Source organism: Streptomyces sp. RPT161, from assembly GCF_027533845.1.
Lineage (GTDB): Bacteria > Actinomycetota > Actinomycetes > Streptomycetales > Streptomycetaceae > Streptantibioticus_A > Streptantibioticus_A silvisoli_A.
On record NZ_JAPZVN010000134.1, the window covers coordinates 1 to 260 of the forward strand.

The 260-nt window shown below is 68.1% G+C and carries 1 protein-coding gene; it reads left to right on the forward strand.

Features of this window, described 5'->3' with window-relative positions; all coding sequences use genetic code 11:
* Window positions 1-30: 30 nt before the first annotated feature.
* Window positions 31-260, forward strand: a 230-nt coding sequence (locus O5O46_RS35250) for a CurL C-terminal domain-containing protein (RefSeq protein WP_269859767.1), incomplete at its 3' end; no start/stop codon positions are given.

The following is a 260-nucleotide window of genomic DNA, read 5'->3' on the forward strand; positions in this document are numbered from 1 at the left end:
GTTTTGGGTGTGGGTGGTGTGGTGCCGTGGGTGTTGTCGGGGAAGTCGGTTGAGGCGGTGCGTGCGCAGGCGGGCCGGTTGTTGGAGTTCGTGGGGTCGGATTCGTCGTTGCGTGTGGTGGATGTGGGGTGGTCGCTGGTCAGTTCGCGTGCGGTGTTCGATCACCGGGTGGTCGTGGTGGGCGCCGACCGGGACGAGTTGATGGCCGGGCTGCGGGCCGCTGCCGCTGGTGAGACGCGTCCGGGGGTTGTGCGGGGTAA